Annotated in this window: 27 protein-coding genes; 3 read left to right on the top strand and 24 right to left on the bottom strand. The window is 64.8% G+C overall.

What is annotated here, in order from left to right; translation table 11 throughout:
• Positions 1 to 2: 2 nt before the first annotated feature.
• From AAFO90_RS16095 to AAFO90_RS16060, 8 genes are read right to left on the bottom strand one after another with little or no spacing between them, the layout of a single operon-like run.
• Complete coding sequence (locus AAFO90_RS16095; RefSeq protein WP_347510030.1) at positions 3 to 797, bottom strand: nucleoside phosphorylase; 795 nt, start codon at positions 795 to 797, stop codon at positions 3 to 5.
• Positions 794 to 1,528 carry a class I SAM-dependent methyltransferase gene (locus AAFO90_RS16090; protein WP_347510029.1) on the bottom strand — a complete coding sequence of 245 codons (735 nt, stop codon included), beginning with the start codon at positions 1,526 to 1,528 and terminating at the stop codon, positions 794 to 796. The genes AAFO90_RS16095 and AAFO90_RS16090 overlap by 4 nt, the downstream gene beginning before the upstream one ends.
• Positions 1,529 to 1,538: 10 nt before the next feature.
• Complete coding sequence (locus AAFO90_RS16085) at positions 1,539 to 1,964, bottom strand: rhodanese-like domain-containing protein (RefSeq protein WP_347510028.1); 426 nt, start codon at positions 1,962 to 1,964, stop codon at positions 1,539 to 1,541.
• 32 nt (positions 1,965 to 1,996) lie between these two features.
• Positions 1,997 to 2,293: a rhodanese-like domain-containing protein gene (locus AAFO90_RS16080; protein ID WP_347510027.1), complete on the bottom strand. Its 297-nt coding sequence runs from the start codon at positions 2,291 to 2,293 to the stop codon at positions 1,997 to 1,999.
• Positions 2,293 to 2,646: a DsrE family protein gene (locus AAFO90_RS16075; protein WP_347510026.1), complete on the bottom strand. Its 354-nt coding sequence runs from the start codon at positions 2,644 to 2,646 to the stop codon at positions 2,293 to 2,295. Before AAFO90_RS16075 ends, AAFO90_RS16080 begins: the two co-directional genes overlap by 1 nt.
• 9 nt (positions 2,647 to 2,655) lie before the next feature.
• Entirely contained in the window at positions 2,656 to 3,375 is a 720-nt protein-coding gene (locus AAFO90_RS16070; protein WP_347510025.1) for a DUF1499 domain-containing protein, read from the bottom strand.
• A complete protein-coding gene (locus AAFO90_RS16065) occupies positions 3,368 to 4,678 on the bottom strand; it encodes an MFS transporter (protein WP_347510024.1) in 1,311 nt (436 codons plus the stop codon). The genes AAFO90_RS16070 and AAFO90_RS16065 overlap by 8 nt, the downstream gene beginning before the upstream one ends.
• On the bottom strand, positions 4,675 to 5,529 hold the full coding sequence (locus tag AAFO90_RS16060; RefSeq protein WP_347510023.1) for a sterol desaturase family protein: 855 nt from the start codon (positions 5,527 to 5,529) through the stop codon (positions 4,675 to 4,677). Before AAFO90_RS16060 ends, AAFO90_RS16065 begins: the two co-directional genes overlap by 4 nt.
• Before the next feature lie 87 nt (positions 5,530 to 5,616).
• Between AAFO90_RS16060 and AAFO90_RS16055 the strand changes: the two genes are divergently transcribed.
• Positions 5,617 to 6,279, top strand: a complete 663-nt coding sequence (locus AAFO90_RS16055) for a metalloregulator ArsR/SmtB family transcription factor (protein WP_347510022.1) — start codon at positions 5,617 to 5,619, stop codon at positions 6,277 to 6,279.
• Positions 6,280 to 6,281: 2 nt separating this feature from the next.
• Here the strand turns inward: AAFO90_RS16055 and AAFO90_RS16050 are convergent, their stop codons facing one another.
• The 10 genes from AAFO90_RS16050 to AAFO90_RS16005 all read right to left on the bottom strand — a co-directional run bounded on the left by AAFO90_RS16050 (position 6,282) and on the right by AAFO90_RS16005 (position 19,651).
• Entirely contained in the window at positions 6,282 to 6,803 is a 522-nt protein-coding gene (locus AAFO90_RS16050; protein ID WP_347510021.1) for a DUF2478 domain-containing protein, read from the bottom strand.
• Positions 6,804 to 6,815: 12 nt separating this feature from the next.
• A complete protein-coding gene (gene glp, locus AAFO90_RS16045; protein WP_347510020.1) occupies positions 6,816 to 8,093 on the bottom strand; it encodes a gephyrin-like molybdotransferase Glp in 1,278 nt (425 codons plus the stop codon).
• Positions 8,090 to 8,722, bottom strand: coding sequence for a carbonic anhydrase (locus AAFO90_RS16040; RefSeq protein WP_347510019.1), 633 nt, complete (start codon positions 8,720 to 8,722; stop codon positions 8,090 to 8,092). Before AAFO90_RS16040 ends, glp begins: the two co-directional genes overlap by 4 nt.
• Positions 8,712 to 9,281: a hemerythrin domain-containing protein gene (locus tag AAFO90_RS16035; protein WP_347510018.1), complete on the bottom strand. Its 570-nt coding sequence runs from the start codon at positions 9,279 to 9,281 to the stop codon at positions 8,712 to 8,714. Before AAFO90_RS16035 ends, AAFO90_RS16040 begins: the two co-directional genes overlap by 11 nt.
• A 20-nt stretch (positions 9,282 to 9,301) precedes the next feature.
• Positions 9,302 to 10,096, bottom strand: a complete 795-nt coding sequence (locus tag AAFO90_RS16030) for a peptidylprolyl isomerase (protein WP_347510017.1) — start codon at positions 10,094 to 10,096, stop codon at positions 9,302 to 9,304.
• Between the two features lie 5 nt (positions 10,097 to 10,101).
• Entirely contained in the window at positions 10,102 to 10,869 is a 768-nt protein-coding gene (narI, locus tag AAFO90_RS16025; RefSeq protein ID WP_347510016.1) for a respiratory nitrate reductase subunit gamma, read from the bottom strand.
• 11 nt (positions 10,870 to 10,880) lie between these two features.
• Entirely contained in the window at positions 10,881 to 11,594 is a 714-nt protein-coding gene (gene narJ, locus AAFO90_RS16020) for a nitrate reductase molybdenum cofactor assembly chaperone (RefSeq protein WP_347510015.1), read from the bottom strand.
• Positions 11,594 to 13,120: a nitrate reductase subunit beta gene (gene narH / locus AAFO90_RS16015; RefSeq protein WP_347510014.1), complete on the bottom strand. Its 1,527-nt coding sequence runs from the start codon at positions 13,118 to 13,120 to the stop codon at positions 11,594 to 11,596. Before narH ends, narJ begins: the two co-directional genes overlap by 1 nt.
• Positions 13,117 to 16,863 (bottom strand): nitrate reductase subunit alpha, encoded by a 3,747-nt coding sequence (locus AAFO90_RS16010; protein ID WP_347510013.1) that lies wholly within the window; start codon positions 16,861 to 16,863, stop codon positions 13,117 to 13,119. The genes narH and AAFO90_RS16010 overlap by 4 nt, the downstream gene beginning before the upstream one ends.
• 64 nt (positions 16,864 to 16,927) lie before the next feature.
• Positions 16,928 to 19,651, bottom strand: a complete 2,724-nt coding sequence (locus AAFO90_RS16005) for an MFS transporter (protein WP_347510012.1) — start codon at positions 19,649 to 19,651, stop codon at positions 16,928 to 16,930.
• A 255-nt stretch (positions 19,652 to 19,906) separates the two neighbouring features.
• On the opposite strand from AAFO90_RS16005, the gene AAFO90_RS16000 reads away from it, so the two are divergent.
• Both AAFO90_RS16000 and AAFO90_RS15995 read left to right on the top strand, forming a co-directional pair.
• Positions 19,907 to 20,605, top strand: a complete 699-nt coding sequence (locus tag AAFO90_RS16000) for a cyclic nucleotide-binding domain-containing protein (protein WP_347510011.1) — start codon at positions 19,907 to 19,909, stop codon at positions 20,603 to 20,605.
• Between the two features lie 11 nt (positions 20,606 to 20,616).
• Complete coding sequence (locus AAFO90_RS15995; RefSeq protein WP_347510010.1) at positions 20,617 to 20,928, top strand: carboxymuconolactone decarboxylase family protein; 312 nt, start codon at positions 20,617 to 20,619, stop codon at positions 20,926 to 20,928.
• Between the two features lie 3 nt (positions 20,929 to 20,931).
• Here the strand turns inward: AAFO90_RS15995 and AAFO90_RS15990 are convergent, their stop codons facing one another.
• From AAFO90_RS15990 to AAFO90_RS15965, 6 genes are all read right to left on the bottom strand, one after another.
• Positions 20,932 to 21,597, bottom strand: coding sequence for an NnrU family protein (locus AAFO90_RS15990; protein WP_347510009.1), 666 nt, complete (start codon positions 21,595 to 21,597; stop codon positions 20,932 to 20,934).
• Between the two features lie 11 nt (positions 21,598 to 21,608).
• Positions 21,609 to 22,814: an NnrS family protein gene (locus tag AAFO90_RS15985; protein ID WP_347510008.1), complete on the bottom strand. Its 1,206-nt coding sequence runs from the start codon at positions 22,812 to 22,814 to the stop codon at positions 21,609 to 21,611.
• 20 nt (positions 22,815 to 22,834) lie between these two features.
• On the bottom strand, positions 22,835 to 23,746 hold the full coding sequence (locus AAFO90_RS15980) for a U32 family peptidase (RefSeq protein WP_347510007.1): 912 nt from the start codon (positions 23,744 to 23,746) through the stop codon (positions 22,835 to 22,837).
• Between the two features lie 5 nt (positions 23,747 to 23,751).
• Entirely contained in the window at positions 23,752 to 24,750 is a 999-nt protein-coding gene (locus AAFO90_RS15975; RefSeq protein WP_347510006.1) for a peptidase U32 family protein, read from the bottom strand.
• On the bottom strand, positions 24,747 to 25,274 hold the full coding sequence (locus AAFO90_RS15970; RefSeq protein ID WP_347510005.1) for an SCP2 sterol-binding domain-containing protein: 528 nt from the start codon (positions 25,272 to 25,274) through the stop codon (positions 24,747 to 24,749). The genes AAFO90_RS15975 and AAFO90_RS15970 overlap by 4 nt, the downstream gene beginning before the upstream one ends.
• On the bottom strand, positions 25,271 to 25,933 hold a 663-nt coding region (locus AAFO90_RS15965), incomplete at its 5' end, for a 5-formyltetrahydrofolate cyclo-ligase (RefSeq protein WP_347510004.1). The genes AAFO90_RS15965 and AAFO90_RS15970, both read right to left, overlap by 4 nt.

Raw genomic sequence — 25,933 nt, 5'->3', positions numbered from 1 at the left:
GCTCACACCAGCCGGGCTGCAATCTCCGAAACCACGACGAGTGCATCTGCAGTTCCGTTCGCCTCGCCCTTTTCGAAGTCTCCCTCAATGGTGCCCATCTGGTTCGTCACATGGGCGAGGCAGATGACGGACCGGTCCCGCGCCCGAGCGAAAGCGTAGAGCCCGGCCGCCTCCATCTCGACCGCGAGGATGCCGCGCGCACGGGCTGCGGCGATGGCGGCCTCCGTCTCGCGGAACGGGGCGTCAGTGGTCCAGGTCGCGCCGGTGAGCACGCGCGGTCCGTCCTCGAACGCACCATCCAGTCGGGAAAGAAGCTGCTCGGGCGCGGCGCTCCAGTCGGATGGCGGCAGGTAGTGATAGCTCGTGCCTTCGTCGCGCCATGCCCGGTCGATCAGGATGAAATACGGCGGCGCACCCTGTGGCGTGATCTGTCCCGACGAGGTGACGCTGATCAGAAGGTCGCATCCCGAGGCGAACATCTCCTCGGCGACGAGCACGGCGAAGGAGGCGCCGACGGCGCAGCCGACCACGCCGATCTCGTGACCGTCCAGATCGAACACCCACATCTCGGTGTGGTAGCAGACCCATCCTTCGTGCCGCCGCGCGCGATCCTCGGTGTGGAGTTGGCGGACGATGTCGCCGTCCGGGTCGAGCAGGCAGACCTTTGGCACCGCGATAGCTTCTGCGCCCTTCTGGCGACGCGCCTCACGCAGCAGGCTTTCGGGCGTGAAGGCCGACGGAGCGTCGTGATGCTTGTCTGCAAGGATGGGTGGCGTGGTTTCTTCGCCGGCACTCATGACTGCTCCGTTCCATTTCGTGTATCGAGGGGCTTGGTCGCGCTCAGAACCAGAAAGGCCGCGCCGAGCGTTGTCCAGCGCCCGAGCCACGGATCGATCGGTGCCATGACCTTCGCGGCCCAACCGAACGGCGGGTAGAAGACTGCCCCGGTAACCTTGGCGTCGGCAAGCCCCGCCCCGGTGGCCAGCGCAAGCAGATCGGCGCGGCTCCGGAACTTAGCCGCACGCCAGAGCTTTGAGCCGAGCCAGCCCTTCAGGCGCCTCTGCGCGGCCCAGAGGTTCCAGCGCCCGAGTTCGCCCAAGATCAGCCGGCCGCCAGGCTTCAGGACGCGGACCATTTCCCGGATCGTCGGGCGCGGATCATCGACGAAGCAGAGCGTGGCGACCGACACGACGCAATCGAAGCGCCCCGCGGGGAACGGAAGGTCGCCAGCGTCCCCTTCGCGCAGATCGATCTCGACACCTGCGGCTTTTGCCCGGCGGCGCTCTGCGGCGATCATGTCTGCGGAGGCATCGATGCCGGTGGCCCGTGCGCCGGAATGGGCGAGCCGGGTGGCCAGCACCCCGTCGCCGCAGCCGACATCGAGGATGCGCAGGCCGCGTGCCGGGCCGATGCCGTCCTGCAGGAGATGCTCCTCGAGCGCGTCCGTGATCCGGCCGAGCGTGCTGCGGCGCCAATCGACATAAGCCGGGGGAAGCGCCTGCAATACGTCGGCCGGGGTCTCGGGCATGACGGCTCCGTCAGGGCTGGTAGGCCGCGTCCTGCTGCCAGCCGGTGAAGCCGGTCTGCATGACGACGACGTTGGACCGTCCCGCGACCCGCAGCGCGAAGGCCGCCTGCGCCGACAGGCTGCCGGTGTTGCAGAACAGGATGGTCATCCGGTCCTCGGGGATCTCGTCGATCCTATCGAGCACTTCGCGCCACTCGATGTTGACGGCGCCGGGTATCGTGCCCTCATCGAACTGGCCCGCGTCTCGGGTGTCGACGAAGAGTGCTGTCTCGAAGACGGTCTGGTCGATCTGCTGGGGCAGGATGATGCCGGACTCGTACTCCGAGAACATCATGTATTCCTGCATGGCATCGATGGCCGCGTCCTGCGCCATCGTGGGCGCTGCGTGCAGCCCGAGCGCGACCGTTGCCGCTGCGAGAATGTGTTTCAGTTTCATCCGGGGTCTCCTCCGTTCCGGTTTCTTGGTGTTCAGGTGTTCTGCGCAAGCCAGCCGGTCGTGCCGCCTTCGAGCCAGAGGGCGTCCGGGTGGCCGAGCCTGTTCAGGATGTCCACGCCCTCTGCCGACCGACCGCCGCCCTTGCCGCAGATGGTCACGGGCGTCATTCCGGCCGGGAGTTCGCCCACCCGGGCTGCGAGGCCTGCCAGCGGGATGTGTACTGCGCCGGTCACGTGGGCGGCGGCGTAGTCTTCGGCATCGCGGACGTCGATCAGGTGGAAGCGATCCGGGTCGTCCGCCAGGGCGGCGAGCGTCAGCATCTGCGCCATCAGAACACCAGGACCTTGTCGGCGGCGAGCGTCGCCTGGGCGAGTTCGTCCATGGTGGAGCGGGTCGCTCCCTCCATCATGTCGCCCTCGGTCAGGCCACGCGCGTCCATGCAGGTGCCGCACATCAGGACGCGCCCCTTGGCGGACAGGACCCGGCGGAGCATACGCTCGAGATTGTAGTAGCCGTCCGGTGTCTTCTGCCCGGCCTTGGCGCAGAGCACCGCGTCGGCCATGAGGAAGACAGTGACCTCGGCCTCCGGGTCGTTCTTGGCCAGCGCGTGGGCCATGCGCAGGCCGTTGAAGCTGCGCTCGGTGCCATAGGGTGGGTCGTTCAGAAGGATCAAGTGTTTCATCTTGGGTCCTCAGGTCGGGGCGCGCGTTTCGAGATCTGCGAGATAGGCTTCGATGCGCCGGGCATTGGCGCCTCGGTCGATCTGGCCGAGGCGCGAGCGCGAGCGCATGTCGATGCGGGCGCCCGTGTCGGTTTCCGTGACGCGGATCGCCACCTCGTCCTCGAAACCGAAGAGGCGGCTGCGTGCGATGGCCTCGATCTGGCTCTCCGCTGGATCGGCCGACAGCACCTCCCAGCCACGCTCTTCAACGAGGGCAAGCGCCGCCGCGAACGCCTCGTCTGCGAAGACCGGCAGGTCCAGCGGGCGCATATCCGGATAGGCGGCGCGCTGCGGCCCGGCGTTCTGCGCCGGGTAGTCGCTGGGCGTGGCGGTGAACCAGAACACGGGCGGATCTGCGGTATCGGTAGAGATGTCGTTGATCGGCGGCGTGGTGCGCGCGGCGATCTCGAAAGCGGCGCCCAGGCCCGCGACGGGCAGCGACAGGATCAGCCCCATCAGGACCATTGCGGCGCCGCCCCTCCTGCGGCGGAGCCAGACCACCAGCCCGGCCAGCGCGGCGATGACGCCAGCACCCGCCGCCCAGGCGCCCCAGCCGGCAAGGTCATAGGCCTGCGGCCAGGGCCAGCCGCCCGCCCGGAAGCCCCAGACAGAGACTGCAAGAAGCGCGATCGAGGCGACGCCCAACAAGATCGAAAGGAAGCCCAGAGGGCGGGCAAGCGTGTCAGGCATCTGCAAGCTCCCGTGCGCTGGCTGGGTTCAGCCGCGGGTGCGTCTCCTCGGAGAGCCAGAAGAGCACGCCACCAGAGACGAACATGGAGAGCGCGACGAACCAGAAGGCCGCTTCCGCAGCGCCGGTCAGGCTGGCAGCCAGCCCGAGGCCGAGCACGCCGATCGCGTAGCCGAGGTCACGCCAGAAGCGGTATATGCCGATGGCCGAGCCGCGCCACGCGGGCGGGGTAATGTCCGCGACGGCCGCCGAGAGGTTCGGGTAAAGGAGCGCCATGCCGAAGCCCGCCACCCCGGCCGAGACCGACCACCACAGCGCGCCGGTGCCCATGACCACCATCGCCACACCCGCGCCGCAGATCCACATGCCGAGCACGTTCGGCCACAACCGGCCCACATGGTCCGACAGCCGCCCGGTGACAAGCTGCGAGCCGCCCCAGACCAAGCCGTAGGTGCCGACGATCCAGCCGACCTCTGTCAGGGTCGCGCCTTGGGTCACAAGGAAGACCGGGAACAGCGCCCAGACCAGCGCATCGACGAACTTCTCCACGAGGCCCGCCTGGGAGATCGCGAAGAGCCGCCGGTCGCGCCAGCTCATCAGCGCGAAGACCTCGCCCGTCGTCGGGTGTTCGCAGACGCCCTGCGGATATCGTGGCAGGGATTTCGGTGGTGCTGCCTTGTGCGCTGCGGTCTCAGCCTTGGCCCATGGCAGCGTGTCCTTGACCCAGACAACCGTCAGGACCAGCGCCAGCAGGACCACGGCCATGCCAAAGACCAGAAGCCCCGTCCGCGCGCCGAGGGCCTCGGCGGCATAGGCGGTCAGGATGCCCGCGATCGCCACGCCCACATAGCCCGAGAACTCGTTGAGCCCCATGGTGAGGCCCCGCTCCTCAGCCTTGGTGATGTCGAGCTTCGCGGTCTGCGTCATCGACCAGCAAAGGCCTTGGTTGACGCCCAAAAGCACGGTCGCGGCGACAATCCAGTTCCAGTCGGGGGCATACCAGATCATCACCGGGATCGGCAGCGCCACAACCCAGCCCCAGAAGAGGACACGCTTGCGGCCGATCCGCTCGGACCACCGCCCGGCGACGAAGTTCATCACCGCCTTCACCGCACCGAAGGCCACGACGAAGGATGCCAGCAGCAGGAACGAGCCGCGCTCGAGCCCGAACTCGCTTTCGGCCAGCGCGGGCACGACAGTGCGCGTCATGCCGATGGCAAAGCCCACCAGCATGACCTGGATCAGCTGATGCGCGACCTGAACCCGGTTCTCGCGGAGACCGCGCGTGAACTCGGTTGCGGTCATTCGGCGGGCTCCTTTTTCGTGTTTCGGGGATCAAGCGCATGGCCCGATGCCGGGCCGCGCAGCGGCTGGACCAGCATCCGGTCGAGCCAGAGATCGCGACGTGTGCGGAATTGCTCGATGCCGATCTCCATCCCCTCGTGCCCCTGGGCGGGCTGAGCGATGTAGGTGCCCAGAATCCGATCCCACCACGGCAGGTTGAAGCCGTAATTCGAGTTCGTCTCGCGCGGATCGATGGAATGGTGCACGCGGTGCATGTCAGGCGTCACGACGAAGAGGCGCAGGACACGGTCCACCGGGCGCGGCAGGTCGATATTGGCGTGGTTGAAGAGCGCGGTGGCGTTCAGGATCACCTCGAACAGCAGCACCGCGATGGCGGGCGGCCCAAGCGCCGCGACCACCGCCAGCTTGATCCCCATCGATATGAGGATCTCCACCGGGTGGAACCGCAGCCCGGTGGTGGCGTCGAAGTCGAGATCGGCGTGGTGCATCCGGTGCAGCCGCCAGAGCCCCGGCACCGCGTGGAACATCACGTGCTGCAGGTAGATCGCCAGATCGAGGAGCAGCATCGAAACCACGACCGCGACCCAGAACGGCACGTCGATGTTGTTGAAGAGGCCCCAGCCGCGGTCCTCGGCCATGACCGCGAGCCCGACCGCGATGATTGGGAAGGTCAGCCGCAGGATCGCGGTGTCGAGCACCACGAGCGCGAGGTTGTTCGTCCAGCGGATGACGCGCGGGATCTCGCGCCGACGCCGCGGTGCCGCCACTTCCCACAACGCCATGGCCACCAGGATGCCGAGAAAGGCGGCAAGGCGGATGGTAGGTTCGGCGGCGAGGATGGTCTCGGACATGGGATCTGAACTTCGGACTTGTGGGGCGCGATGGAATCGCTAACATTCAAACTATTGCTTGAATGATCTACAATCTGGAGACGTCCAGTGTCAATCAGCCCGAAGCTGGCTCTGCTCGAGGAATACGCACTCGTCGCACGCGCCTTGTCGGCTCCAGCCCGGCTGTCGCTCCTCGAACAACTCGCGCAAGGAGAGCGTGGCGTGGAGGCGCTGGCGGAAAAGACAGGCCTCACCGTCGCCAACTGTTCGCAGCATCTGCAGCAGCTGCGCCGTGCAGGCCTCGTCACCAGCCGCCGCGACGGCAAGGCTGTGATCTACCGGCTGACCGACGCGAAGACGTTGGAGCTGATGGACCTTCTGCGCATCGTGGCGGAGCGGAACCTCGCGCAGGTCGAGCGCATCTTGCGGGGACTCTCAGGCGGCGAGGACGCCCCCGAACCCGTAAGTCGCGCGGACCTCGCCGCACGGCTCGCGGAAGGCTCCGTCACCGTGCTCGATGTCCGGCCCGCCGACGAATACGCCGCGGGCCACATTCCCGGCGCGCTGAACGCGACCCTAGCGCAACTGGAGCAGATCCTCCCCACGCTCGCGCCGGACGCCGAGATCGTCGCCTATTGCCGCGGTCCCTACTGCGTCTACGCCCATCAGGCCGTCGCAACCCTGCGCCGCCACGGGCTGAACGCGCGGCGGCTGGAGGGCGGTCTGCCGGAATGGCGCGAGGAGGGACGGGAAGTTGCGCGCGTCGGTTGACCTCAGGCCACCTCGTCAACCCTCGGTGTTACGTCCTCAACCCAAGCCATCAGCGCCGCGGGATCAGACGGCAGCTGAACTGCCAGCCCTTCCGCGAAACTCTCGAAGGCCGGTCGGTTGAGCGCGTTGAGGCCGACCAGAACGGGGATATCCATCGCGACCGCCTCGGCGATCACGCTACGGAACCCGCGCCCTTCGGCCTCGTGTTTGCCGAACTTGTTGACGATCAGCAGATCGGCACCGGAGGAGAGGGTGGCCGTAACCATTGCGACAGCCGTTTCCAGCGCGGCCGGGTCGAGGCGGCACCCCCGCGCCTGCGGGCCAAGGTCTTGGCTGATGCGCAAGACCGCCCCATCGGGCAACACCCGCACATCCATATCGCAAGGACCCGCATCGGCGCGCGCGCTGTTGATCTGGACGGTGCCGCAGCATCTGAGGCTCCGGGCTGCGAGCTCCGCTGCCAGCCGCTCAAGCACCAGATCCGTATCGCCGCGTCCCGGCGCCATCGTGTAAGCAAGTTTCATGTCCGGGCTCCTTCAGGATTGGCAGAATGGTTGGAATTCGACCAGAGCACCGGCAGGCAGGCTCTCGGTATCGGCGGGCAGGAAGATCAATCCTTCGGCAGCGGAAAGCGGGCCGACACGGGCCGAATGCGTGGCATCCTCGAAACCGACGATCTCGCGACCATGGGCATCGAAACCGGCCAGCCTGGCGGGCCGGAGTTCGCAGCGCCCAGGCTTGCGGCGGATTGGGCTTGCGGTCACGACATGGCGCCGGGTCGGAGTGGGTCCCTCGCCGCTCAGGGCACGGATCAGCGCCAGTCCGAAGACCTGCCATGTGACGAAGGCTGATACCGGGTTGCCGGGCAAGCCAAGCCACTGAGCCTTGCCGATACGCCCGACCGACACCGGCTTGCCCGGTTTGATCGCGACGCCGCTGAACAGGGTTTCGCCTCCGAGCGCCATGACGGCTGGTTTAACATGGTCTTCTTCGCCCACCGAGATACCGCCCGTGGTGATGACAAGATCGGCCTGCGCCGCCATGTCGCCCAATTGGCGGACAAGGCCGGCAAGGTTGTCGGCACCATGATCCGAGGCAACGATGTCGACATCCGCAGCTGCAAGGCTTGCCGTCAGCATCGGAGTGTTGACGTCCCAGATCTGGGCGGCCTCACGCGCGCCTCCGGCGCGCCGAACCTCGTCGCCGGTGACCAGAAGTGCCACGCGAAGCCTGCGCCGAACGCGCAGGATGCCTGCACCGGCGGCGGCACAGGCGGCGATCTCCCTCGGGCCGAGCCTCTGCCCCTTGTCGAGGACGGTCGCGCCCTTGGCCATGTCGCTGCCTGCGCGGCGGATGTTCAGTCCCGATTCAGGTCGGCGCGACAGATGAACCACGTCCCCGTTACGCTGAACTTCCTCCTGCATCATGACCGCGTCCGCGCCATCCGGGATTGGTGCGCCCGTGAAGATCCGAGCCGCCACGGCTCCTGCTACCGGTGTCGTCACCGCCTGCCCTGCAGGCACGCGCGCAACGACCGGCAGCACCCAGGGTCCGGCGCCAGTCAGGGCCGATGTAGCGATCGCATAGCCATCCATCGCCGCATTATCGAAAGCCGGTGCCATGGACCGGGACCGGACCGGCTGGGCAAGAATGCGGCCAAAGGCGTGATCGAGCGACAAGGCGTCGGTGCGGCCGACCGGTGCTACCTGCCCTGCAATCCGGGCCAGGGCCTCGTCGATGCCGATCAGCGCGTGAAGCATGTCCTGACTGTCACAGCCGCAGCCCGGTGACGTGATGGCTTGATGGATTGTCATTGTGCTGCCTCCTCGGCGGAATGGGTAGGCTGGAAATGCCCGGGCCCGATGCTGCAATCGAGATCTCTCAGGCGCCCGTCCTTGAGCCCGTAAATCAGGCCGTGCACGCGGACATTGGCTCCGCGGCGCCATGCCCTTTGCAAGATCGGCGTCTCGCAGACGCGCCGCACGCCCTCGACCACATTGAGTTCCGCCAACCGATCGCGTTGTGCTTCGAGGTCGACTTCGCGCCCCAGATCGACCGCGTAAGCGCGGGCCAGACGCCGGATCGGTTCGAGCCAGTGATCGGCCAGACCGTGCGGCAGATCCTCGGTCGCGGCCTTGACCCCGCCGCAGCCATAGTGGCCGCAAACGATGATCTCGCGCACATGCAAGGCATCGACCGCGAATTCCAGCGCCGAGAGCAGGTTCATGTCCGAGGAATGAACGATGTTGGCGACGTTGCGATGGACGAACACTTCGCCCGGATCGAGCCCCGCAACCACGTTGGCCGGGACCCGGCTGTCCGAACAGCCGATCCAGAAGAACTCGGGTGCCTGAAGGGCGGCGAGGCGGGTGAAATAGTCAGGCTCCTCCTCGTGACGTTGTTTCGACCACGCCACGTTGCGCGCCAGGAGGTCATTCAGCATCGGTCGTCTCCGGAAAATCTGGCAGCCCGCGTCTTGACCGCATGTGTTTCGACAGGTTCCGCAGATCGGCCCGGGTCAACCGGACCCGGGCAATCGGCAAGAGGATTGCGTTCTCGGCCACCAGGTGGCGGCGCACGTGCCCCGCAAACCTGGACAATACCCCGCGCTCCTTAACCGACAGAGCGCCCTCCCTATCGAGGCAACCGGCCAGCATTGCACGCACTTCGGGCAGCAGACGCATCGCCTCATCCTGATCTGTCCTGATCCGGTCGATCACGGCGTCGATCGCGTCCTCCTCCGTGCAGCGCCGGGCAAGAAGCGGGAACAGGTCCTCTGCCTCGTCGCGCAGGTGGACATTCAGTTCCTCATTCAGAAAGCGCAGCACCGTTGTCACTTCCTGGCGATTGAGAACGGCCGCCGTTGCAAGCCGGTCGATCATTGCGCAAACCTGACGCTCGCGCAGGTGGTCTTCGCTGATGAAATCCAGAGGATTTGCAAGCAGGCCCAGACTCGTCGGCTTCTCACCGCTCCCACGCAGCAGAGGCTCTGACGGTTGCATGACACGTCCTTTCGCGTGGTTCAGATCGGCGCGAGGCTTGCGCCGGTGATTTTTGCGCCTTGGGCCAGGGTTTCGACGAATTGCCGAGAGGCCCTCGCCCAGGCTGCCTTCTCGAGAGCCTGCGCGATTCTGGGTCGGACGCTCTCAAACGGCAGCACCTGACCCGGTGCGATGGCGTTCAGGCGGATGATGTGCCAGCCGTGCCGCGACAGAACGGGTGCGGGGCTGATGCCGCCCTCGGTCAGAGTGCGCAACGCCGTCTCGAACTCGGGTACGGTGTCGCCCGGACCAAGCTGGCCAAGATGGCCGCCCGAAGCCTTGGAGCCGCAATCGCTTTCACGGGCAGCGGCGGCGAACCCTTTGGCATCACCATCAAGTCGCGCCAGCAGGGCAACGGCCCGCGCCTCGGCCATGGCGCGTTCGGCGTCGTCGCGCGGATCGCAGGCACACAGGATATGCGAGACATCCCAGAGCGGCGCGGATCGGTAACGGTCGGGGTCCTTTTGCCATTCCGCACGGACCGCGTCCTCGGCAATCGGCTCGATTTCCAGCGCTTCATCCAGAAGGGCACGGATCAGGGCTTCGTCTTCGGTCTCAAAACGGCTTGGCGCCAGTTCCAGCGGGTCGGGCGTCAACCCCCGGCGCTTCGCCTCTTGCAACAGCAGTGCGCGGATGGCCAGCGCCTGCGCCGCCTTGCGCCAGGCGATGCCCGGCTTGTCCTTGGGGCCGGTGTGGTTCTGGGCCTCGGCGGCAATCGCCGCCGAGGGGATGGTCTCATTGTTCACAACGACATCGGGAAACAGGGCCATGTTCATCTGGTTCACTCCGCCGGCGTCGTGGTGGTGGGACCGCGCTTGGCTTGCACCTTGTCATAGGCGCGGCGGCGGTCTTCGAGCGGGCGATGCCGCCGCGAACGGACAAGCTGATAGCCTGCCCGCAAGAACAGGTAACGCAGCGGAGCGAAGATGCCCGAAGCGATGTGGACCAGCCTTGTAAACGGGAAGAGCAAAAAGATCGTCAGCCCAAGGAACAGGTGCAACTTGAAGATCAAGGCGACACCCTCGATGTGCGCCGCGGCACCGGATTGGAAAGTGAATATGCCTTGAGCCCAGGACATGAACTTGGTCATTTCGTGACCATCAAGATGCTGGAGCGAGACGAAGACCGTCCCCAGACCAAGCACAAGCTGCGCCAACAGCAGTGCCAGAATGGCGATGTCGGCAAAACTGGACGTCTTGCGGATACGCGGATCGGTCCAGCGGCGGTGCATGAGCATCCCACCGCCCACGAGAGCCATCACACCGGCGATACCGCCGGCGATCACGGCCAAAAGCTGCTTTGCCCCGTGGCTGATTCCCATGGCATCGAAGACAGCGATTGGGGTCAACAGACCAACGAGATGCCCGACGAAGATCACCAGGACACCGACATGGAACAGGATTGAACCGATAATCAACTGCTTACGACGCAGCATCTGGCTCGACGAGGTTTTCCACGTGAAGGGGTCACGTTCGTAGCGCACGACCGATCCGATCAGAAGAACGGACAGAGCGATATAGGGATAAATGCCGAAAAGAAAGTTGTGCATGTCTGCCTCCATTATTCGGTCACGTGCCGCGCATCCATTGCGCGGAGGCTTGGTTTGTCCATCGCCGCGAGCATGTCGCGGACTTGCGGGCAACCGGCATTGGGATCGGGGCCAAAAGTGACCTCGGTTTCCTCCCAGACGGCGTCGAGCGCCTCGAGATCGGTCGGATCATCATCGGGCTGGGACAGCATGTCGGCCACGACTTCGGCGTCGGCCTGCGTGTCGGCGAGCTGGGAAAGAGCGGCGAACGCGGCGGCATACCCGCTGTCGCGCCGGACAAGCCGGGCTGCGAGAGCGTCGAGGATATGCGCCGCGTCCGCCAAGGTTTCCTGTACTTCTGCGAAGGGACGCGTCGACAGGAATTCCAGCAGCACCGGCAGATGATCCGGCAGTTCCGAGGTGGCGGGTTCGAACCCGCCCGCCCGGTAGGTTTCGATCAGGCTGACCATGGCGCCGCCGCGGTCCCGGCTTTCGCCGTGGACGTGCTCGAAGAGATTGAGCGACAGCGTTCGCGAGCGGTCGAAGAGCACCACATAACTCTCCTGCAGATCGTAGAGGTCAGCGTCTGCGAAGCCATCGGTCAACGCGCGCAGCGCGGCGCGTGTATCGGTGGCGATGCGGGGATCGGAACCAAGAATGGCCCCGATCTCGGGCATCGCCTCCTGAAGTTCCCGCGAGGGATAGCTCAGGATCAGCGACAGGGCTTTCAGGGAACGGTCCAGCATCAGAAGGTCTCCTGCGGAAGGGCGAATTTTTTCTTCTTGCCGCCGAAGAGCGTCGTCTTGCCCGCCTCGCCGGTGGAACAGCCGTTGCCGTCGGTGAAGCCGCAGCCGCCGCGGATGTCGGCGCCATGCTCGTTCTGTTCGCGGTGCGCCGTGGGGATCGCGAAACGGTCCTCGTAGTCGGCGATGGCCATGATCTTGTACATGTCCTCGATCACCCGGCCCGACATGCCGACCCGGGCGGCGATCGCCTCATCCCGCACGCCGTCCACGCTGAGCGCCCGCATGTAGAGCCGCATCGCGGACATGCGTTCGAGGGCGTGCACGATGGGTTCCTCGTCCCCCGCCGTCAGCATGTTGGCGAGGTATTTGACGGGGATGCGCAGGGACCGCACGTCGGGCATCTGGTCGCTCATCGCGAGCTGTCCCGCCTGAGCGGCGTTCTGGATCGGGCTGAGCGGCGGGATGTACCACACCATCGGCAGCGTCCGGTATTCGGGATGCAGCGGGAAGGCGACCTTCCAGTCCATCGCCATCTTCCAGACCGGGCTGACCTTGGCCGCCTCGATCCAGTCCTCGGGGACACCGTCGCGACGCGCGGCGGCAATCACCTCGGGGTCGTTCGGATCGAGGAACACATCCAGTTGCGCACCGTAGAGATCGGTCTCGCGCTCGGCGCTGGCCGCAGCTTCGATCTTGTCTGCGTCATAAAGGATCACACCCAGGTAGCGAATGCGCCCGACACAGGTTTCTGAACAGACCGTGGGCTGGCCGGACTCGATCCGCGGATAGCAGAAGGTGCATTTCTCGGATTTGCCGGTATCCCAGTTGTAATAGACCTTCTTGTAGGGGCAGCCCGAGATGCACATCCGCCAGCCGCGGCACTTCTCCTGATCGATCAGGACGATGCCGTCCTCCTCGCGCTTGTAGATGGCACCCGAGGGACAGGATGCCGAGCAGGTCGGGTTGAGGCAGTGCTCGCAGAGCCGAGGCAGATACATCATGAAGGTATTTTCATACTCTCCATAGATATCCTTCTGGACCCGGTCGAAGTTGTAGTCCTGAGACCGCTTCGAGAATTCACCGCCTAGGATCTCCTCCCAGTTCGGACCCTTCTCGATCTTTTCCATCCGCTCGCCGGTAATCTTGGACCGGGGCCGCGCGGTGGGGAACGCGGTCATGTCGGGCGCGGACTTCAGGTGGTCGTAGTCGAAATCGAACGGCTCGTAGTAGTCGTCGATCTCGGGCATGGCCGGGTTGGCGAAGATGTTCGCCAAGATCCGCCATTTGCTGCCCTGCTTGGGATGCAGTTTGCCCGAGGCCGAGCGAACCCAGCCGCCGTTCCAGCGCTTCTGGTTCTCCCAGTCCGTCGGATAGCCGGTGCCGGGCTTGGTCTCGACGTTGTTGAACCAAGCGTATTCAACACCTTCGCGCGTCGTCCACACGTTCTTGCAGGTGACCGAGCAGGTGTGACACCCGATGCATTTGTCGAGGTTCAGGACCTTGCCGATTTGCGCACGAACTCTCATTCCGCTGCCTCCACTTTCCGGGTTGCGGGCTGATCCAGCCAATCAATCTTCTTCATTTTCCGCACGATCACGAACTCGTCGCGGTTGCTGCCAACGGTTCCGTAGTAGTTGAAGCCGTAGGACAGCTGCGCGTAGCCGCCGATCATATGCGTGGGTTTCAGGGTGGCGCGGGTCACCGAGTTGTGGATGCCGCCGCGATTGCCGGTCTTTTCCGAACCGGGCGTGTTCACGATCTTTTCCTGAGCGTGATACATGAACAGCGTCCCCTGCTTGATCCGCTGGGACACCACCACCCGCGCGGTCAGCGCGCCGTTGGTGTTGTAGGCTTCGACCCAATCGTTATCGACAAGGCCCGCCTTGGCCGCGTCCACCTCGGACATCCAGACCACCGGTCCGCCCCTGTTCAGCGTCAGCATCAAGAGGTTATCGGTATAGGTGCTGTGGATGCCCCATTTCTGGTGCGGCGTGATGAAGTTCAGCACCACGTGCGGGCTGCCCTCGGCCGCGTCGTTGTTGACGGCCGCGGTGATCGTCTTGAGGTCCACCGGCGGGCGGTAGCTGACGAAACCCTCGCCAAAGGCGCGCATCCATTCGTGGTCCTGATAAAGCTGCTGGCGGCCCGTCAGGGTGCGCCACGGGATCAGTTCGTGGACGTTGGTGTAGCCGGCGTTGTAGCAGACATCTTCGCTTTCGATCCCCGACCACGTGGGGCTGGAGATGATCTTGCGCGGTTGCGCGGCGATGTCGCGGAAGCGGATCTTGGTGTGATGCGCGCCCTCCGCGAGGTGGGCATGGTGCTGTCCCGTGGGCTTCTCCAGTTCTTCCCAGGCCTTCACGGCCACTTCGCCGTTGGTTTCCGGGGCGAGCATCAGGATCATCTCGGCCGCGTCGATGGCGGTTTCGAGTTTCGGCTGGCCTTTGGACACGCCCTCGTCCAGCACGACCCCGTTCAGGTCGCGCAGGTGCTTGACCTCGGTCTTGGTGTCCCAGTTGATCCCCTTGCCACCGTTGCCGAGCTTTTCCAGCAGCGGCCCGACCGAGGTGAACTTCTTGTAGAGGTTGGGATAATCCCGCTCGACCGCGATGTAGTTGGGCGCGGTCTTGCCGGGGATCAGGTCACATTCGCCCTTCTTCCAGTCCTTCACATGAGCCTGCGCCAGTTCGGCGGCCGTGTCATGCAGAAGCGGCAGTTGGACGATGTCGGTCTCGACACCCAGCACCTCCGGCGCGACTTCGGAGAATTTCCGGGCGATCGCCTTGAAGATCTCCCAGTCCGATTTGCTCTCGTAGGCCGGGTCCACCGCCGCCTGAAGGGGGTGGATGAACGGATGCATGTCCGAGGTGTTGAGGTCGTCCTTTTCGTACCAGGACGCGGTCGGCAGAACGATGTCGGAATAGACCGCCGTCGTGGACATACGGAAGTCGATGCAGACCAGCAGGTCGAGCTTGCCCTTCGGCGCCTCGTCATGCCAGACGGCCTCCTTCGGCATCACGCCGCCTTCCTCGCCCAGGTCCTTGCCCATCACGCCGTGATCGGTACCGAGCAGGTGCTTGAGGAAATACTCGTGTCCCTTGCCCGAAGACCCGAGCAGGTTCGAGCGCCAGACGAACAGGTTGCGCGGCCAGTTTTCCGGTGCGTCCGGGTCCTGACACGACATTTCCAGTTCGCCGGATTTCAGCTGTTCGGCGACGTAGTCCTTGATCTCCTTGCCGGCCTTCTTTGCGGCTTTTGAGACTTCCAGCGGGTTGGTTTTCAACTGCGGGGCCGAGGGCAGCCAACCCATGCGTTCGGCCCGGATGTTGTAGTCGATCAGGGAGATATCCCAGTCGCCCTCGGGCGCCGTGGGTGACAGGATTTCGCCGGCGCGCAGCGTCTCGTAGCGCCACTGGTCGGTATGCGCGTACCAGCAGGAGGTGGAGTTCATGTGACGCGGCGGGCGGTTCCAGTCGAGCGCGAAGGCAAGGGGCTGCCATCCGGTCTGCGGGCGCAACTTCTCCTGACCCACGTAATGCGACCAGCCGCCGCCTTCCTGCCCGATGCAGCCGCACATCACCAGCATGTTGATGATGCCGCGATAGTTCATGTCCATATGGTACCAGTGGTTCAGACCGGCCCCGAGGATGACCATGGATTTGCCATGGGTCTTTTCGGCGTTGCCCGCGAATTCCCGCGCGACGGAAATGATCTTTTCACGCTCCACGCCGGTGATCTTTTCGGCCCATGCGGGGGTATAGGGGCTGTCGTCGTTGAAATCCTTGGACACCCAATCACCGCCAAGACCACGGTCGAGACCGTAGTTGGCGCAGAACAGGTCGAACACGGTGGCAACCAGCGCCTCTGACCCGTCGGCAAGTTTCACGCGACGCGCCGGGATGTTCCGGGTCAGCACTTCGGGGTGATCACATTTCACGAAGTCGCCCGTGGCTGCACCGCCGAAATAAGGGAAGTCGACGCCGACGACCTCATCGTGATCGCCATCCATGATCTGGCTCAGGCGCAGCTTGGCCTCCGCCCCTTTTGCCCGCTCTTCGAGGTTCCACTTGCCTTCCTCACCCCAGCGGAAGCCGATGGACCCGTTGGGTGCCACGATCTGGCCAGACGTCTCGTCATAGGCAACGGTCTTCCAGTCGGGGTTGTTCTTCTCACCCAGATTGCCGTCGAAATCGTCAGCCCGCAGCATCCGGCCCGGCACGAGGTGGCCGTCCTTTTCATCCAGCCGCACCAGCATCGGCATGTCGGTATACTTGCGGGCGTAGTCCTCGAAATACTCGGCCTGCCGGTCGAGGTGGAATTCGCGCAGGATCACATGGCCCATGGCCATCGCCAGCGCCGCGTCGGTGCCCGCCTGCGGGTTCAGCCAGATGTCGCCGAACTTGGCGGCTTCCGAATAGTCGGGGCTGACCACGGCCGACTTCGTGCCACGATAGCGCACTTCGGTGTAGAAATGGGCGTCGGGCGTGCGGGTCTGCGGCACGTTCGAGCCCCAGAGCATCAGGAAGCCCGCGTTGTACCAGTCGGCCGATTCGGGCACGTCGGTCTGTTCGCCCCAGGTCTGGGGAGAAGCGGGCGGCAAGTCGCAGTACCAATCGTAGAAGGACATGCAGGTACCGCCCAGCAGGCTCAGGTAGCGTGAACCGGCGGCGTAGCTGACCATCGACATGGCCGGGATCGGCGAGAAACCGAAGACGCGGTCGGGCCCGTAGGTCTTGGCCGTGTAGGCGTTGGCAGCGGCGATGATCTCGGTCGCTTCGTCCCAGCTTGCCCGCACGAAGCCGCCCTTGCCCCGCGTCTTGTTGATTGCGTTGCGCAGGGCGGGATCGTTCTGGATCGCGGCCCAGGCGGCCACCGGCGTCATGGTCTCGCGCATCTTCCGCCAGGCGCGCATCAGGGCGCCACGGATCAGCGGGTTCTTCACGCGGTTGGCGGAATAGAGATACCAGCTGTAGGACGCCCCCCGCGCGCAGCCGCGCGGTTCGTGGTTGGGCAGGCCAGCGCGCGTGCGCGGATAGTCGGTCTGCTGGGTCTCCCAGGTGACGATGCCGGACTTGACGTAGATCTTCCAGGAACACGACCCGGTGCAGTTCACCCCGTGGGTCGAGCGGACGATCTTGTCGTGCCGCCAGCGGTTCCGGTAGGTGTCCTCCCAGTCGCGGTTCTCGCGGGTGGTTTGACCCCAACCGTCAGAGAATTGCTCCAGTTCCTTGCTCTGGAAGAAGTTCAGTTTGTCGAGCAGATGGCTCATTGGGCTGTCCTTTCGGGTGTCTGGGTCCGGGCGGCGAGCGCCGCCGCCCGGGAAATCAACTGGATCATTCAGCGGGCTGGGCTGCGGTGCCCTGCGGCGTGCGGCCATGTTCGATGTCGTGGAGAAGGCCGCCGGGGCGCGTGTAGACCACCCAGGTGATGGCCACGCAGATCACGTAGAAGATCAGGAAACCCCAAAGCGCCCCAACGGCCGATCCGGTCATCGCGATCGAGGTGCCGTAGGCCTTCGGGATGAAGAAGGCGCCGTAGGCCGCGATGGCCGAGGTGAAGGCCACGATCGCGCCGGACTCCATCGCGATCTGCCGCTTGCGCTCTTCAGCACCCAAGTGCGGCATCAGGCGCGGAATTTCGCGGCCCATGATGACCGGGATCATCTGGAAGGTGGAGGCGTTACCGACACCGGTCAGGAAGAACAGGGCCATGAAGCAGGCGAAGAAGCCGACGAAGGAACCGAGCCCGAGGAAGGAGATCACGCCGAAGGTGGCCGCGATCATCAGCGCGAAGGTCCAGAAGGTCACTCGCCCACCGCCAAACTTGTCCGAAATCCACCCGGTTCCGGCGCGGCTCAGCGCACCGACCAGCGGTCCAAGGAACACGTAGTTCAGAGCGTTCACATCCGGGAAGGCCAGCCGCGTCAGCAGCGGGAAACCGGCTGAATAACCGATGAAGCTGCCGAAGGTGCCGGTGTAGAGGATACACATCAACCAGTTCTGCTTGCGTCCGAATATCACCGCCTGGTCGGCAAAGCTGGCGCGCGCATCGGCGATGTCGTTCATGCCCAGCCAGGCGGCGATGGTCGCTGCGAGGATGAAGGGCACCCAGACAAAGCCTGCGTTCTGCATCCAAAGCTGCCCACCGTCCGACAGTGTCACCGGCTCGCCGCCGATGGCCCCGAAGACACCCGCCGTGATGACGATGGGCACAAGGAACTGCATGACCGACACGCCGAGGTTCCCAAGGCCCGCGTTCAGCGCCAGTGCGTTGCCCTTTTCGGCCTTCGGGAAGAAGTAGCCGATATTGGCCATCGAAGAGGCGAAGTTGCCGCCGCCAAACCCGCACAGAAGGGCCAGGACGAGGAAGATCAGGTAAGGCGTCTCGGGGTTCTGCACCGCGTATCCGATGCCCATGGCGGGCAGCAGCAGAGAGGCGGTTGACAACGTCGTCCACAGCCTTCCGCCGAAGATCGGCACCATGAAGCTGTAGAAGATGCGCAGCGTCGCACCCGACAGGCCGGGCAAAGCCGCCAGCCAGAAGAGCTGTCCCGGGGTGAAGTCGAACCCGATGGCGGGCAAGCGAGCCACGACGACCGACCACACCATCCAGACCGAGAAGGCCAGCAGAAGCGCAGGGATCGAGATCCACAGGTTGCGACGAGCGACGGCGCGGCCCTTTTCGGCCCAGAATTGTTGGTCCTCAGGGCGCCAATCCTCCAGCACGCGCGGCATGGCGGTGCGTTCGGGGTGGTGAATGTCCTGCATCTCGGGCAGCTGCGGCAACTGGTCGAGCACTTCACCATGCGCAGCGCGCTCCATCGCGCGGATCGACAGATGCATCCAGGTCAGCGCGATGGCGACCAGTCCGAAGAGCAGTGCAAAGCATGACGTGTAGATGCCCGTGAGATCGAGGAGTGCGCCGAAGGCGATCGGCAGGACGAACCCGCCAAGGCCCCCGATCATGCCGACAAGCCCGCCGACAGCGCCCACATGTTTCGGGTAGTAGACAGGGATGTGCTTGAAGACCGCCGCCTTGCCGAGGCTCATGAAAAAGCCCAGAGCGAAGAGCGTGACGATGAAGGGCCACAGACCCATCTGAGTTGAGAAGGCGATGGCGCCGTCCTTGCCCTGGATGACGTAGTCCGTGGGCGGATAGCTCAGCATGAACAGGAACAGCAGCGAAAAGCCGAAGGTCCAGTACATGACCCTGCGCGCGCCGAACTTGTCCGACAGCACGCCGCCATAGGCGCGGAACAGCGAAGCCGAGAGGCTGAAGGACGCAGCCGCCATGCCCGCGAAGCGCACGTCGATGCCGTAGACGTCGATCAGGTAGTGCGGCATCCAGAGCGCAAGTGCCACGAAGGCGCCGAAGACAAAGAAATAGTAGAGCGAGAAGCGCCAGACTTGGAGGTTCTTCAGCGGCGCGAACTGCTGCGCCAGCGAAGGTGCCTTGGTGCCGGTCTTGCGGCGTTCGACCAGTTCGGGGTCGTCCTTGGCCAGAAGGAAGAACAAAACGCCGATGATGGCGAGCCCCGCTGCCCAGACATAGGCCACACCATGCCAGCCATAGGCGACCATGACGAAGGGAGCGACGAATTTGGTAACCGCTGCGCCCACGTTACCCGCACCGAAGATACCCAGCGCGGTCCCTTGGTGGCCTGCGTCATACCAGCGGCTGACATAGGCCACGCCGATGATGAACGACCCACCTGCGAGGCCGATGCCAAGCGCCGCGATCAGATACATGATGTAGCTGTCGGCCAGGGTCAGCGCCCATGTAGCCAGCGCCGTCAGGATCATCTGGCTCGAGAACACCAGCCGCCCCCCGTATTTCTCGGTCCAGACGCCAAGGAACAGGCGGGTGACCGATCCGGTCAGGATCGGGGTGGCGACCAGCAGGCCGAACTGGGTGTCGTTCAGGCCAAGCTCGGCCTTGATGGCGACACCGATGATGGAAAAGATCGTCCAGACCGCGAAACAGGCGGTAAAGGCGATCGTGCTCAGGCTCAAGGCGCGCGTCTGATCGGCGCGTGAGGCTGTTGCAACGGTCTGCATGGCGGGTCTCCGGCAAATAAGTCTTTCACCCCTGCGTGGGGATCAGTGCCAGACCTGACGCCACAGCGACGCTCATGACTTGATCTAGATCACAAAACCGAGAAAATGCTAACGAAATAAATGGCTTACAGAAATATGTCATCCGGTGCGCGGTCGCAGATCAAGGCTGCGTTCGCGAAGGTCAACTGACGGGTTGACATATATCAATTAATTTGGTGACATTTGTTAAGCGCGCAGAGTAGAAGGGGGAACGACGTGCCCGATTCCGAATACCGGGATATTCGAAAACTCGATCTCTTTGCGCAGATGGCGGATAATAATTTGACATCCTTGATGCGTGGCGCCTATGTGCAGAATTTCCCTGCACAGATCGAATTGATCACCGAAGGAGAACCGAGCGATTTTCTTCATATCGTCATTTCGGGCTCGGTCGATCTGTTTTCGACCTGGAATGGCCGAGAGACCAGCATGGCCACTGTCCGCCCGATCTCGACCTTCATTCTTGCGGCGACCATCAAGGATGCGCCCTACCTGATGTCGGCCCGCACGTTGGAGAAAAGCCGGATCGCGCTCATCCCCAGTCAGGACGTTCGCGCGATCTTTGACGCCGACAACAACTTTGCCCGTGCGATCGTCACGGAACTGGCACAATGCTATCGCTCCGTCATCAAGTCCCAGAAGGACCTCAAGCTCAGAACCTCGCGCGAGCGGCTCGCGAATTACCTGCTCAGGCAACAAAGGCACGCCGGCGGCGGGGCCGCGTTCGAACTGGATTTCGAAAAGCGGCGCCTGGCCTCTGTGTTGGGCATGACCCCCGAAAACCTCAGCCGGGCCTTCAAGGGGCTGCAGCCCTATGGCGTTACCGTCACCGGCACCTGCATCACAATCGACAACCAGGCGGACCTTGAGCGCTTTGCGAAACCAAATCCACTGATTGATGACTTTTCAACCTGAGGGACTGACAGATGACCAAATCCATGCCCGGCGCCGCCGGAGATCTCGCCGAGGAACACCCCGATGTCTGGAAGGCCTATGCTGCCTTGGGCAAGGCAACGGCCGATTGCGGCCCCCTGACAGACCGCGAGAAGCGCCTCGTCAAGCTCGCCCTCGCGATTGGCGCGGGCTCCGAAGGCGCGGTCCATTCCCACACCCGGCGCGCCAGATCGGAGGGGATCGAACCTGCGGCGATCACACAGGTCGCGATGCTGGCCATCGGCCCGCTTGGCCTTCCCCGTGCCGTCGCTGCGAAGACTTGGATCGAAGACATCAAGGATTGACGTTCAGGGAAGCGGGTTGACCCCAAAAAGAAATGGATGCGCCCAGAGCAGCGCCCCGTAAAGCGCAATGCCTGCCGCAAGCCGCAGGAGAGTGCCCCCCGACAGTGCCGCCGAGAGGAGCGGCGCGTCCGCCACGCGATCACGCATCTGTTGCCACTCTGGCCCCATCTCGCGGCGTTTGCGCCGATCGATAAGTCGACCTCCCAGCAGCGCGAAGGCGGCGAAAGTCCCGAACAGGATCACATGGGCCAGATCTCCGTTGGGCACGAGATGGGCCGCTGCCCAAAGCGCCAACGCCAGAAGCAGCGGGTGACGCGACAAGCGAACGATGCCGGGCCGTGCCGGGTCGAACTGGTTGCTGCGTGCCCCCCCGAACGAGAAAGGGTTGGGCCGGCCGATGGAGAGCGCAAGGATCAGGCAGACCGGCCCCATGACCGTCAGTGGGACATGGACCTGCCACGGCGCCCAGTCCCAAAGAGCCACATGCGGCGCGCGACCCGCCGCCGCGATCAACCAGGCCAGCACAGCAAGGGACAGGGCGGAATAGGCCATTGTGAAACCGGATGCTCCAAGCCGCGCCTGTAACCATGGCCGCAGCGGCGGTCGTACGGGCAAGGAATGAGACAGGTAGAAGACGACATAGGCCAGGGCGAACTCGAACCATCCCATCGGTGCGCGCCTCAGATCCGCTTGGCGGCGGGCAAGCGCAACAAGAGCGAACCATAGACGATGGCAAAGCCCCCGAAGGCGACGATCCAGAACAGCCCCGCCATCGTGTGCAATGGGCTGGAGACTTCGGGCCATACGCCACCCGCGACCCGCGCAAAGACGGACAGGATCAGGGCGAGATAGATCGCGACCGTACCCGCCCCCGCCCTCAGATCCTGCCCGGTATGGCCAAGCGTGGCGCGTGTCATCACCGCCAATGTCATCAACCCGACCGCACCCGCCAACCAGAAATGCTGCGCGCCCGCCATTCCGAAGGAGCCGGGAGCCAAGATTTCTGCGGCCAATGCCAGGGCCCCCAGCGGCACGAAGGCATAGCCTGCGTGCAACACAGTCACCAGCGGCTCGGCAAAGGTGTGGTGTCCTGCCCAACGGGCCAATCGCAGGGCGTGCAACACGCCTGCCAGCGCAAGCACCAACGCGGTCAGCGTCCCGAGAGGCAGCACGACCCACAGCACAAGCGCCACCAGAAGTGCCGCGAGCGCCCCCTTGTCGAAGGACTGCATCGGCGCCACGGGCAGGACGGCGCTGCGCCGTTTCACCATCCAGTTGCGGGTAAAGGAGGGCACGATCCGCCCGCCGATCACTGCGATCATCATTACGCCCGCGCCCAGGCCCAGCCGCAGGCCGTAACCTTGCGCGGCATACTCGCCTCGCGCGGCCTCCCAGTGGAACAGCGCGTTACCGAGGGCAAAGACCGCGAGCATCCCCAGCACGATCAGATTGCGCCAGTTCCCGCCCGCCACGATCTCGCGCCCGATCACCGTGGCCAGCACGACCGGGAAGGCCAGGTCGACCACCGCCACCAGCAGCGCCGGCAACCCCGCCGAGAAGATCACAGCCACGCGCCCCACGAGCCAAAGAGCCGCCAGCCCGCCCAGCGGCCAGCCGACGATCGGCAGGCGCCCCGTCCAGTTCGGCACCGCAGTCAGGAGAAAGCCCGCGACGACGGCACCGACATAACCGTAGAGGAACTCGTGCGCGTGCCATGACACAGGGTCAAAGGCTGTGGGCAACATCAGGTGTCCTGACAGCATCGGCACCCAAAGCGCCATCGCCAGCGCAGCCCAGACGGCAGCGCCGAAGAAGAACGGGCGGAACCCGTAGGTCAGGATCACGGGTCCGGTCCAGGCGAGCATCTGTTCGGCGGTCGAGGTCATTTGTGGCGTCCCTTGCGCGCTCAGGCCGGCGCGGCGGCGGCAATGCGGCGATAGCCTGCCGTGCCATGATAGAAACCGTTGCTCAGGCCCGCATCCCCGCTCAACATCGCAAGGTGAGCATCAGCCTCGCCTGTCGCCACGCGCCCATCGAGCACATCACGAAACACCTGCGCCACCGCGACCATGTCCACCGCCTGTGGCATCAGCCGCAGGTGCGTAACGCCATCGGCAACCAGACGGTCCGCTTCGGGGAGCAGGTCGACATAGCTTTCCGACAGAGTCTGGATGCCGTTCACCCGCAGGATCGGCCGGTCGTCGCGAGTGCGGAGCGGCATGCCGTCGGGATCTTCTTCACAGACGAACTGGCAGTTGTCCTTGGTGCGGCCGTGCGCGCGGGCGTGATAGCACCGCGCCGACACCGCCAGAGAGGCGCGGCCGTAGACCTGCACCTCGACGCCGAGCCCCAGCGCGCCCGCCGCCCGCGCCGCGGCGGCGATGGCCGGGGCGGGCATCTCGGTTGGCAGGCAGACATGGGTCGCGCCCTTCCCGGCCATCCAGGCGATGGTCGCCTCGTTATAGGCGTTCATGAAGGGGCCGATCCGGTGCGGGCGTTTGCCGCGCGCAAAGAGGCCGGCGGCATTGTTGATCTCGATCTCGGGCGCATCCATCGCGGCCAGATCCTCGGTCGCCTTGCGCTCGCGTTTCAACATTACCTCGGCCAGCGTCGACAGGATCACGGTCTTGCCTGCGCGTTCCAGCCGCTCGATCGTGGCGGGCAGGTCTGCCTCGTGGAAGGGCGCGCGCTTGGAGCAGATCACCTCGCCCAGATAAACCTCATCCACGGGCGCCTCATCCGCAATGCGGGCATAGAAATCACGCCGCGCCTCGGCGGGCCAGTGGTAGGCGATCGGGCCTAGTGTCAGTTGGGTCATGGTCTTCACCGCCATTTCTTTGTCTCGAAGGCGCCCTGGGTCTGTTTCTGCCCCTCGGTCAGGGCGATCAGATCGGCGATGTTTGACTCGCGTCCGGCCTTGATGTCGTCCACCGCTGCGCGAAAGGCCCGCACGACGCCGCGCACATAGGATTTAGACCGCTGCCGCCCTTCGATCTTGAAGGCATGCACGCCCGCCTCGATCAGCTCCGGCAGCAGCCGCGACAGATTCAGGCTGACGGGTTCCTCGAAGGCGTAGTAGCCTTCGGGGCGATGGGGCGCGGCGTAGCGGCCCTTGCAGATCGTGGGATAGCCGGCCTTCTCCTCGGGCCCGAAACGGTCGATGGTGAACCCCGCCAGCTGCGAAGACATCGACCCGTCTGCATCGCGCACATACTCCACGTCCGAGGCGGGCGAGCACACCCCGTCCATGTTCGTAGATTGACCCGTCAGGTAGTTGGTCAGGCTGCAGCGGCCTTCCACCATCAGCCCGTGATTGCCGAAGATAAAGGTCTCTATCTCGCAGGGGATTTCGCGGCGGATCTGGCGAATCTCGGGGATCGTGAGGATGCGCGGCAGGACCACGCGCTTTACACCGAAATTCTCGCAATAGTAGCGGATTGCCTCGGGCGATGAGGCCGCGGCCTGCACCGACAGGTGCAGCCGGATACCCGGATACGTCCGCGCGATGTAGTCGGCCACGCCCATGTCGGCGACGATGAACGCATCCACGCCCAGCCGCGCGCCGGTGTCCGCCGCCTGCCGCCAGAGATCCACCTTGCCCGCGGGCGGATAGGTGTTCAGCGCCAGGAGCACCTTGGTGCCGCGCGCATGGGCGTAGGTCACCGCCTCGGCCAGTTCATCGGGGGTGAAGTTCAGCCCCGGAAAGTTCCGCGCATTGGTCGCATCTTGGAAGCCGCAATAAACGGCATCGGCGCCCGCGTCGACGGCGGTGCGCAGTGCGGCGGGGGTGCCCGCGGGGCAGATCAGTTCGGCAAGGCTCATGCGTATTCCTGCGGTTTGGTGGCATCCGGATAGGCCCGCCGCAAACGTGCGAGAACCGCCCGTCCGGCTGGCCCGAACATCGCCGACGTCTCTTCGGCCAGCGAGCCGTCCATGTCGTCGAGCGCGTTCCGAAGACGCACGACGGCCTCGGTGTCCCCGCTCACCTCCAGATCGCGCGAGAAGAAGGCCGCGTCGCCGTCCTGCTCGGCGTCGATCAGTTCCAGAAGCAGCAGGAACGGCCCGCGGATCGTGGCCCCGGCCTGTGGCGTCGCATCGCGCGGCACGGCGCGGAAGACCAGCGCGTGCGGGTCGGGGCGCAGATGCAGCGCAAAGGGCAGCTCCACGGGATCGATCAGGAAATCTGTCGCCTGATGCGGACCGAGCCGCGCGAAGAGCGACGGGTGCCGCGCCGCGACCCGACGGACAACGCGCGTCAGGACCGGTTGCAGCACAAGGCAGGCAAGCCGGGCGATCGCGCCTTCGCCTCGCCTCAACCGGGCCGTTGGTTCTCTCGTCGGGGTCATGATTGGTCCTTTCGCTCCCCCGATACGCCCGTCTCGGTCACGATCATGTCGAGGGGAACGTCATGGGGCTGCGGGTAGATTGTAGTCAGTCGGGCTGCCGCCAGCGCGACGCCGATGGTGACGGGGCGCGGCGAAAGCGCGGCCAGTGTCCGGTCATAATAGCCGCCGCCCCAGCCGAGCCGATAACAACCCTCGTCCCAGCCGAGGCAGGGCGCAAGCGCGATATCGGGCACCAGGACCTCCGCCTCGGTCGGCGGAACGGGGATGTTCCAATGGCCGCGCAGCATGCGCATGCCCGGCGTCCATCGGCGGAACACGAGGGGCGCTGCGGGGGTCTCCACCACCGGCAGCGCGATACGGACACCCGCCGCGTGAAGATCGGACAGGAACGGGCGCAGATCCGGTTCTCCTCGGATCGGCCAGTAGCCGGCGAGCACAGTCGCCCGGAGAGTCCCGCGCGCGGCAAGGACTGCTTCGAGATGACCGCAGATGGAATTGCTCGCCTGCGCCCGTGCTGTCTGACCCAGCCCCTCCCTAAGAGCCCGATTTGAAACTAATTGAGTGAGTTCAGGAGGTTGTGTTTCTGTTCGGGTACGACACTGAACGGAGACCACGATGGCCTGGACCGAACTCACCCGCAGCCAGCATGCCCGTGAGGG

Source organism: Phaeobacter sp. CAU 1743 (assembly GCF_039839315.1).
GTDB lineage: Bacteria > Pseudomonadota > Alphaproteobacteria > Rhodobacterales > Rhodobacteraceae > Phycobacter > Phycobacter gallaeciensis_A.
Note: the sequence above shows the minus strand (reverse complement) of the source record. Positions and strands in the feature narration are given on the sequence as shown.